Genomic DNA, 9175 nt, shown 5'->3' on the forward strand with positions numbered 1-9175 from the left:
CAAATATCTTATTTTCTAATATCTCAATACTAACATCTAAAATCTATTTAAAGCATTCCTTTGGTACTTGGTAAAATCATTTTTTCTGAATCTCTTTTAACAGCAGCTTTAATTGCCTTTGCAAAAGCTTTAAATATTGCTTCAATTTTATGATGTTCATTAGTTCCTTCAGCTTTTATATTTAAATTACATTTAGCACCATCTGTAAAAGATTTAAAAAGATGATAAAACATTTCTGTTGGCATTTTACCAATCATTTCGCGTTTAAAATCAGCTTCCCAAACCAACCAATTTCTTCCTCCAAAATCAATAGTTACTTGCGCTAAACAATCGTCCATAGGTAAACAAAAACCATAACGCTCAATTCCTAATTTATTTCCTAAGGCTTTGGCAAAAACTTCACCTAAAGCAATCATCGTATCTTCAATGGTATGATGCTCATCAACTTCTAAATCCCCTTTTACTTGAATGGTTAAATCCATTTGACCATGACGCGCAATTTGATCGAGCATATGATCGAAAAAAGCAATTCCTGTTGAAATATCACTTTTACCAGTTCCATCTAAATTTAATTTGATATAAATTTTAGTTTCGTTGGTATTTCTAGTGAGTTCAGCAGTTCTGTTATCTAATTTTAAAAACTCATATATTTTTTGCCAATCATTGGTTTCCAAAGCAATATAATTGTTTAATTCATCTCTTTTCACTGTTATTTCTCCGGTTCCAAGATTGGTGTTGTCATTGATAAAAATTCCTTTTGCGCCTAAATTTTTAGCCAATTGAATATCTGTTAATCTATCACCAATCACAAAGGAATTCTCCAAATCGTATGCTTCTGAAAAATAGGCTGTTAACAAGCCTATATTAGGTTTTCTGGTTGGGGAATTTTCCGAAGCAAAAGTTTTATCAATAAATACTTTATCAAACTTTACACCCTCATTTTCAAAACATTGGATTACGAAATTTTGAACTGGCCAAAAACTCTCTTCAGGTAAACTAGCTGTTCCTAACCCATCTTGATTAGTAACCATCACCAATTCAAAATCGAGTTCTTTGGCTATTTTACCTAAATATGTAAATGCTTTTGGATAAAATATTATTTTTTCAAATGCATCAACTTGTTCATCGGCTGGTTCTTTTATCATAGTACCGTCACGATCAATAAATAAAACTTTCTTTTTCATTCTATATCTTTTAATGCCTTTATTAATTTTATATTCTCACTTTTTGTTCCCACTGTTAAACGCAACGTATTTTCACATAGAGGTTGGTTTGTTCTATTTCGAATCACAATTCCATTTTGAATTAATTGATCATATCTTTTTGTAGCATCATCAACTTTTACCAAAATAAAATTTGCATCTGTCAGATAAATTTCTTCAATAAATGAAACCGATTTTAATTTTACGAATAATTTTTCTCGTTGTTCTAAAATTTTATCAATTTCATTTTGAACTTTATTTTTAGTCATCAATCGCTTTAATGCTTTTTGCTGCGTCAGCTCATTTACATTGTATGGTGGCTTGATTTTGTTTAATACGGTAATAATTGCTGAAGAAGCATAACAGATTCCCAATCGTATTCCTGCCATTCCATAGGCTTTAGACAAAGTTTGAGTCACCACTAAATTCGGAAATTCATTCAATCTTTCTAACCAACTTTTTTCTGAAGAAAAATCGATATACGCTTCATCAATTACTACCAAACCGTTAAAAGATTTTAACAGTTTTTCAATACTTTCGTTTGAGAATGAATTTCCTGTAGGGTTGTTTGGCGAGCACAAAAACAATAGTTTCGAATTAGCATCAGCAGTTTTTAAAATTTTATTCACATTAGGTTGAAAACCAGTAGTTAATAACACTTCCTTATCTTCTATATTATTTATATTCGCTAACACATGATACATTCCATACGTTGGTGGTAACGTAATAATATTATCTTGTTTTGGTTCGCAAAATGCTTTAAATAGTAGATCCAACACTTCGTCACTTCCATTTCCCAATAAAATTTGAGTTACATGAATTTCCTTTAATTTTGACAAGGCTTCTTTTACAGTTGTTTGTTGCGGATCTGGATAACGATTTACGCCATTTTCGAACGGATTTTCATTCGCATCTAAAAACACCATATCAACACTTAACTCCACAAATTCATCTCTTGCTGATGAATACGGTTTTAGTGCCTTTATATTTTCGCGAACCAAACTGTCTATATTAAATTTATTTATTTTCATTTTGCGTCACCCTGAACTGGTTTTAGGGTCTCATTTATTAATATTCTAAATTTTTTCATTTACTAAATCAATCTCAATCTCTGAAACAGATTACCACGTCGTTTGCACTCCTCGTAATAACAAAATAAAAGTCATTGCGAATGAAATGAAGCAATCTGCTAATTAAAAACAGATTACTTCGTAATTATACTCATTGTGATGATATTTTTTTCAAACTATTTAGCCTTAATGTCACCGCATTTTTATGAGCATCTAAACCCTCTGCTTCAGCCATCACCTCAATAGTTTTTCCAATATTTTGAATTCCTTTTTCTGAAATTTTCTGAAATGAAATAGCTTTTAAAAACGAATCCAAATTTACCCCTGAATATGCTTTTGTAAAACCATTTGTTGGTAATGTATGATTTGTACCGGAAGCATAATCTCCTGCACTTTCAGGCGTGTAATTCCCAATAAACACCGAACCTGCGTTTTCTATATTATCAACATAATAATCGTTATCATTTGTACAAACAATAAAATGTTCAGGGCCGTATTCATTAATTAATTCCAATGCTATTTCTTTAGTTTCAACATAAATCAATTTTGAATTACTAATCGCTTTTTCCGCTATTTTCTTTCTTGATAAACCCTGAATTTGCTTCTCAATTTCCTTTTCTACTTCTTCTAATTTAGCCAGTGAGGTTGAAACTAAAATCACCTGACTATCAATACCATGTTCAGCCTGACTTAATAAATCGGACGCTACAAAACTGGCATTGGCACTTGTATCAGCAACAACTAATAATTCACTTGGACCAGCTGGCATATCTATAGCAACTCCATATTTTGTTGCCAATTGTTTAGCCACCGTAACATACTGATTACCAGGTCCTAAAATTTTATAAACCTGCGGAATGGTTTCAGTTCCAAATGTCAATCCTGCAATTGCTTGAATTCCACCAACTTTCACAATTTTAGTTACACCGCATTGTTGTGCTGCATAAATTATTGCAGGATGCACTTTCCCTTTTTTATTTGGAGGAGTAGATAGCACTATTTCCTTACAGCCAGCAATTTTTGCAGGAATTGCCAACATTAAGACTGAAGAAAATAAGGGTGCGGTACCTCCAGGGATATATAAACCAACCTTTTGAATAGGTCTTTTTTCTTGCCAACATTCCACACCTTCCGTAGTTTCTACTACAATTTTAGTTGTTTTTTGAGCTGAATGAAAGATTGAAATATTTGCTATTGCTACTTTAACAGCTTCTTTTAAATCATTAGAAATCAATAATTCAGCCTCTTTAATTTCTTCATCCGAAACAAAAAAATCATTCAGCTCAACACCGTCAAAAATAGAGGTATAACGTTTTACACCATCGTCTCCGTTTCTTTTAATATCACCAAAAATAGCGGTTACTGTTTCCTCAATAGATTCAATTGTTTGTGTTGGTCTTTTTAACAATTCAGTCCAATCATTTTTTAGTGGATTTATTACTTTTTTCATTTTATTATTTTTTACTTTCAACTTATAACTCAAAACTTACAACTTCATTTTATATTACCATTTTTTCAATTGGAATCACCAATAATCCTTCCGCACCATTGGCTTTTAACTCATCAATTACTTCCCAAAAAGAATCTTTTTCAATTACTGTATGTATAGAGCTCCATCCTGCTTCAGCTAAAGGTAAAACGGTTGGACTTCTCATTCCTGGTAATAGCTTTATAATGCTTTCAATTTTATCATTTGGTGCATTCATTAAAATATACTTCGATTTACGAGCCTTTAAAACTGACTGAATTCTAAATTGAATTTTATCTAACAATAGCTGATTTTCTAATGAAATTTTAGGTGAAACAGCTAAAACGGCTTCACTTTTAAGCATCACTTCAACTTCTTTCAAATTATTTTTAAATAAAGTACTTCCACTTGAAACAATATCACAAATGGCATCTGCTAAACCAATACTTGGAGCAATTTCAACAGATCCGCTAATGACGTGAATATCAGGAGTTATATTGTATTTATTAAAGTATTCCTTTACTGTGTTTGGATATGAAGTAGCAATACGCATACCCTCCAAATCTTTAATGCTTTTATACTTTTTTCCTTTTGGAATTGCAATTGAAACCCTACATTTTGAAAATCCTAATCGTTCTACAATTCGAATCCCATTTCCTTTTTCAACAAGTACGTTTTCACCAATAATGGCAATATCAACCACTCCATCTTTAAGATATTGAGGTATATCTCCATTTCTAAGGTATAATACTTCTAACGGAAAATTACTAGCTGAAGCTTTTAATTGGTCTTTTCCATTATCAATAGAAATTCCACAATCTTTTAAAAGTTGAAGAGAATCTTCGTTTAAACGTCCTGCTTTTTGGACTGCAATTTTAATTTTACTCATTTTATTTTTTTATTGAGTTTGAGTAAATCGAAAAGAGCATAAAAAAACCCGTTTGATTTGCTCAAACGGGTTTTTAAATATATTTTGAATTTATTCAATACATTTTCAGCTCGCCTGAGTGCCAGAATGAAAATGATGATGATGTAATTGAATAAATGTCATTTTACTTGTTTTAAAGCGCAAATATATAAAAATGTTTGACATACAAATACATGTTTTGCATAAAAATTACAAACTTTACCATTTTGTTAAATACATAACAATTATACTGTTTATCAAACTCGTCATTGCAAACATAGTGAAGCAATCTGTTACTGAAAATTGAAAATAATTAGTCACTAACCCATTGTAATAACTTTCAGATAAATAAAATAGCTGAATTGTTTAAAACTCTTTTAATAACTGATAGAATATTAAGTACGGTTACTAATTCAATTCTATTTATTTAGTTAAATTTGCATTTTTCTAATAGTACACTAAAAATCATAATATGATTCATTTCTTTGGGAACCAAAATAGCAAAATTTATGCTGTGCAAACGTCAAAAGAACTTCCACAAACAGACACTAAAAAATTAAACTGGCTTTTTGGAAATCAACCTAAAATTGACCGAGTAACTATCGATGATTTTTTTATTGGTCCAAGAGCTGCAATGATTACACCTTGGAGTACCAATGCCGTTGAAATTACACAAAATATGGCTATTGAAGGCATTGTTAGAATTGAAGAATTCAATACTTCTACTAAAGATGCACAATTTGATCCTATGCTTTTTCAAAAATATCAAGAATTAAATCAAGATATATTTAACATTCATATAAGCCCAGCTCCTATTCTAGAAATTGAAGACATTGTTGCTTATAACAAACAAGAAGGTTTGTCCTTAAATGACGAGGAAGTAAATTACCTGAATAATTTAAGTAAAAAAATTGGCCGTAATCTAACAGATTCTGAAGTGTTTGGGTTTTCTCAAGTCAATTCTGAACATTGTCGTCATAAAATTTTCAACGGAACATTTGTAATTGATGGTGAAGAAATGCCTTCTTCATTGTTTAAATTAATTCGTAAAACTTCAGAAACACATCCAAATGGAATTGTTTCAGCATATAAAGACAATGTCGCTTTTGTTGAAGGTCCAATTATTGAGCAGTTTGCACCTAAAACGGCTGATAAACCAGATTTCTACGAAAAGAAAGATTTTAAATCAGTGATATCAATAAAAGCTGAAACACATAATTTTCCAACAACTGTTGAACCTTTTAACGGTGCTGCAACAGGTGCTGGAGGTGAAATTAGAGACAGATTGGCTGGCGGAAAAGGATCATTGCCATTGGCAGGAACCGCTGTATATATGACTTCATATTCTCGTTTGAATGAAGACAGCTCCTTCGGCTCAGCTCAGGACAAGCTTTGGGAAAATGGAATGGATGAACGTAAATGGTTGTACCAAACACCTATGGACATCTTAATAAAAGCGTCGAATGGTACTTCGGACTTTGGAAACAAATTTGGTCAACCGCTTATAGTTGGTTCTGTTTTAACTTTTGAATATGATGAAAGCTTAGACACTTCGACTTCGCTAAGTGCAGGCTCTAGAAAGTTAGGTTACGATAAAGTCATTATGCAAGCAGGTGGAATTGGTTATGGAAAAGCCGAACAAGCGCTAAAGGACAAACCAAAAGAAGGTGATAAAATCGTTATTTTAGGTGGTGATAATTATCGGATTGGAATGGGTGGTGCTGCAGTTTCTTCAGCTGATACGGGTGAGTTTGCAAGTGGTATTGAATTAAATGCGGTGCAACGTTCCAATCCTGAAATGCAAAAAAGAGCTGCCAATGCTATTCGTGGTATGGTTGAAAGTGACGTAAACACCATTGTTTCTATTCACGATCACGGTGCGGGTGGACATTTAAACTGTTTGTCTGAACTGGTTGAAGAAACGGGTGGATTAATTGACTTAGATAAATTACCAATTGGCGATCCAACGCTTTCTGCAAAAGAAATTATTGGAAACGAATCTCAAGAGCGTATGGGATTGGTTATTGGAAAAGAAGATGCCGAATATTTGCATAGAATTGCAGATCGTGAACGTTCTCCTTATTATGAAGTTGGTGAAGTAACAAATAACAATCGTTTTACATTTGAATCTGAATCAACTGGTGAAAAACCGATGGATTTAGATCTAATAGATATGTTTGGAAGCTCTCCAAAAACTATTATGAATGATAAAACTATTGTAAGAAATTATCACGATTTGTCGTACAACCAAAATGAAATACACAGCTACATTAAACAAGTATTACAATTAGAAGCTGTTGCCTGTAAAGATTGGTTAACAAATAAGGTAGACCGCTGTGTTGGTGGTAAAGTTGCCAAACAACAATGTGCTGGCCCGTTACAATTACCATTGAATAATGTTGGAGTTATGGCATTGGATTACAATGGAAAAGAAGGGATTGCAACTTCTATTGGTCACGCTCCTATAAGTGCACTTATTGATCCTGAAGCTGGAAGTAAAAATGCAATTGCTGAAGCTTTAACTAACATTATTTGGGCACCATTACAAGATAATTTAAAATCGGTTTCACTATCTGCCAATTGGATGTGGCCTTGTAAAAATGAAGGCGAAGATGCACGTTTATACAAAGCCGTAAAAGCTGTTTCAGAATTTTCTATTGAATTAGGAATCAATGTTCCAACCGGAAAAGATTCTTTATCTATGAAGCAAAAATATCCTAATGATGAAGTTTTATCTCCAGGAACAGTCGTTATTTCAGCTGCTGGGCATTGTTGTGATATTACGAAGGTTGTAGAACCTGTACTTCAAAAAAGTGGTTTAAATAAAATCTATTATATCAATTTATCTAATGATGCTTATAAATTAGGTGGTTCATCATTTGCACAAACTCAAAATAAAATTGGTAAAGAAACACCAACCATAAAAGATACAGCCAAATTTAAAAATGCATTTAATACCATTCAAAATTTAATAAAAGAAAGTCGGATTTCTGCAGGACATGATATTTCAGCCGGTGGAATGCTAACTACTTTACTGGAATTATGTTTTTCTCAAGAGAAGTTGGGTGTAAACATTGATATTTCTACTTTAGAAGAAGCCGATACTGTAAAAGTATTATTTGCTGAAAATAGCGGAATTATTTTCCAAAGTAGCGATGCTGATGTTCCTTCTTTTTTAGGTTTAAATAATGTAGATTTCTTCGAATTAGGAAATGCTGTTAGAAGTGAAACTGTAAAAATAACCAACAATGGTAAAGTTTTAGAATTTAACATTCCTGAACTTCGTGATGTTTGGTATAAAACTTCTTATTTATTAGATCAAAAACAATGTGCAGATAATAAAGCAAAAGATAGATTTGAAAATTATAAAAATCAACCTTTAAAATTCAATTTTCCTAGTCATTTTGCTGGTAAACTTGAAAACGTCATTGCGAACGAAGTGAAGCAATCTGTTACTCATAATGAGATTACTTCGTCGCAATCTCCTCGTAATGACAGACAAAGACCAAAAGCAGCAATAATACGTGAAAAAGGAAGTAATAGTGAACGAGAAATGGCAAATGCTATGTATTTAGCTGGTTTTGATGTAAAAGATGTTCATATGACCGATTTAATAAGTGGTCGTGAAACGTTGGAAGATATTAAGTTTATTGGTGCTGTTGGTGGTTTTTCAAATTCAGATGTTTTAGGTTCAGCTAAAGGTTGGGCTGGGGCTTTTTTATACAACGAAAAAGCAAAAACTGTGTTAGATAATTTCTTCAAAAGAGAAGATACTTTATCTGTAGGAATTTGCAATGGCTGTCAGTTATTTATGGAATTAGAAGTTATTAATCCTGAACACGAAATTCATGGAAAACTACTTCATAATGATTCTCATAAACATGAAAGCAATTTTACTTCGGTAACAATTCAAGAAAATAATTCAGTAATGCTTTCAACATTAGCAGGTAGTACTTTAGGTGTTTGGATATCTCACGGTGAAGGTAAATTTAACTTACCGATGGAAGAAAACGCTTACAATATTGTTGCTAAATATGGTTACGATGCGTATCCTTCAAACCCAAATGGATCCGATTATAATGTTGCCATGATGAGTTCAATTGATGGTCGTCATTTGGTAATGATGCCACATATAGAGCGTTCTATTTTTCAATGGAACTGGGCTTATTATCCAGCAGGAAGAAAAGATGAAGTTTCTCCATGGGCAGAAGCATTTGTAAATGCCAGAAAGTGGATAGAAAATAAATAAGTTATAAGCGTTTAATATCTTTTAAGGATTTCACAAAAATGAAATCCTTTTTTTATTTCTATTTTGCTGTACCAAATTAATTGTATGACTTCTAACATTTCTCGATTATTCGATTTTGCTTATTATCAATTGGATACACTTATATAAAGTCTAATATGTAATTACAAATTATTTTTTATTATCTTTGTGTTATGAGTAGAGTAGCACTAAAGATAGAAAACTATAGTTCTGAAGAACTGAAGGCGTTATTGCGCAAAGACGAGAAATTTCAACAAGGGG

5 protein-coding genes are annotated in these 9175 nt (G+C 32.2%); 1 reads left to right on the forward strand and 4 read right to left on the reverse strand.

The window, feature by feature from the left end:
* Positions 1-47: 47 nt before the first annotated feature.
* The 4 genes from hisB to hisG form a co-directional block, all read right to left on the reverse strand.
* Entirely contained in the window at positions 48-1184 is a 1137-nt protein-coding gene (gene hisB, locus Q8S45_RS01230; protein ID WP_305600480.1) for a bifunctional histidinol-phosphatase/imidazoleglycerol-phosphate dehydratase HisB, read from the reverse strand.
* Entirely contained in the window at positions 1181-2233 is a 1053-nt protein-coding gene (gene hisC, locus Q8S45_RS01235) for a histidinol-phosphate transaminase (RefSeq protein WP_305600482.1), read from the reverse strand. The genes hisB and hisC overlap by 4 nt, the downstream gene beginning before the upstream one ends.
* A 190-nt stretch (positions 2234-2423) precedes the next feature.
* Positions 2424-3722, reverse strand: coding sequence for a histidinol dehydrogenase (hisD, locus tag Q8S45_RS01240; protein ID WP_305600484.1), 1299 nt, complete (start codon positions 3720-3722; stop codon positions 2424-2426).
* 49 nt (positions 3723-3771) lie between these two features.
* A complete protein-coding gene (hisG, locus tag Q8S45_RS01245; protein WP_305600486.1) occupies positions 3772-4629 on the reverse strand; it encodes an ATP phosphoribosyltransferase in 858 nt (285 codons plus the stop codon).
* A gap of 490 nt (positions 4630-5119) precedes the next feature.
* On the opposite strand from hisG, the gene purL reads away from it, so the two are divergent.
* Entirely contained in the window at positions 5120-8896 is a 3777-nt protein-coding gene (gene purL / locus Q8S45_RS01250; RefSeq protein WP_305600488.1) for a phosphoribosylformylglycinamidine synthase, read from the forward strand.
* The last annotated feature ends 279 nt before the right edge of the window (positions 8897-9175 follow it).

Origin of the sequence: Lutibacter sp., from assembly GCF_030692605.1 — a bacterium.
Lineage (GTDB): Bacteria > Bacteroidota > Bacteroidia > Flavobacteriales > Flavobacteriaceae > Lutibacter.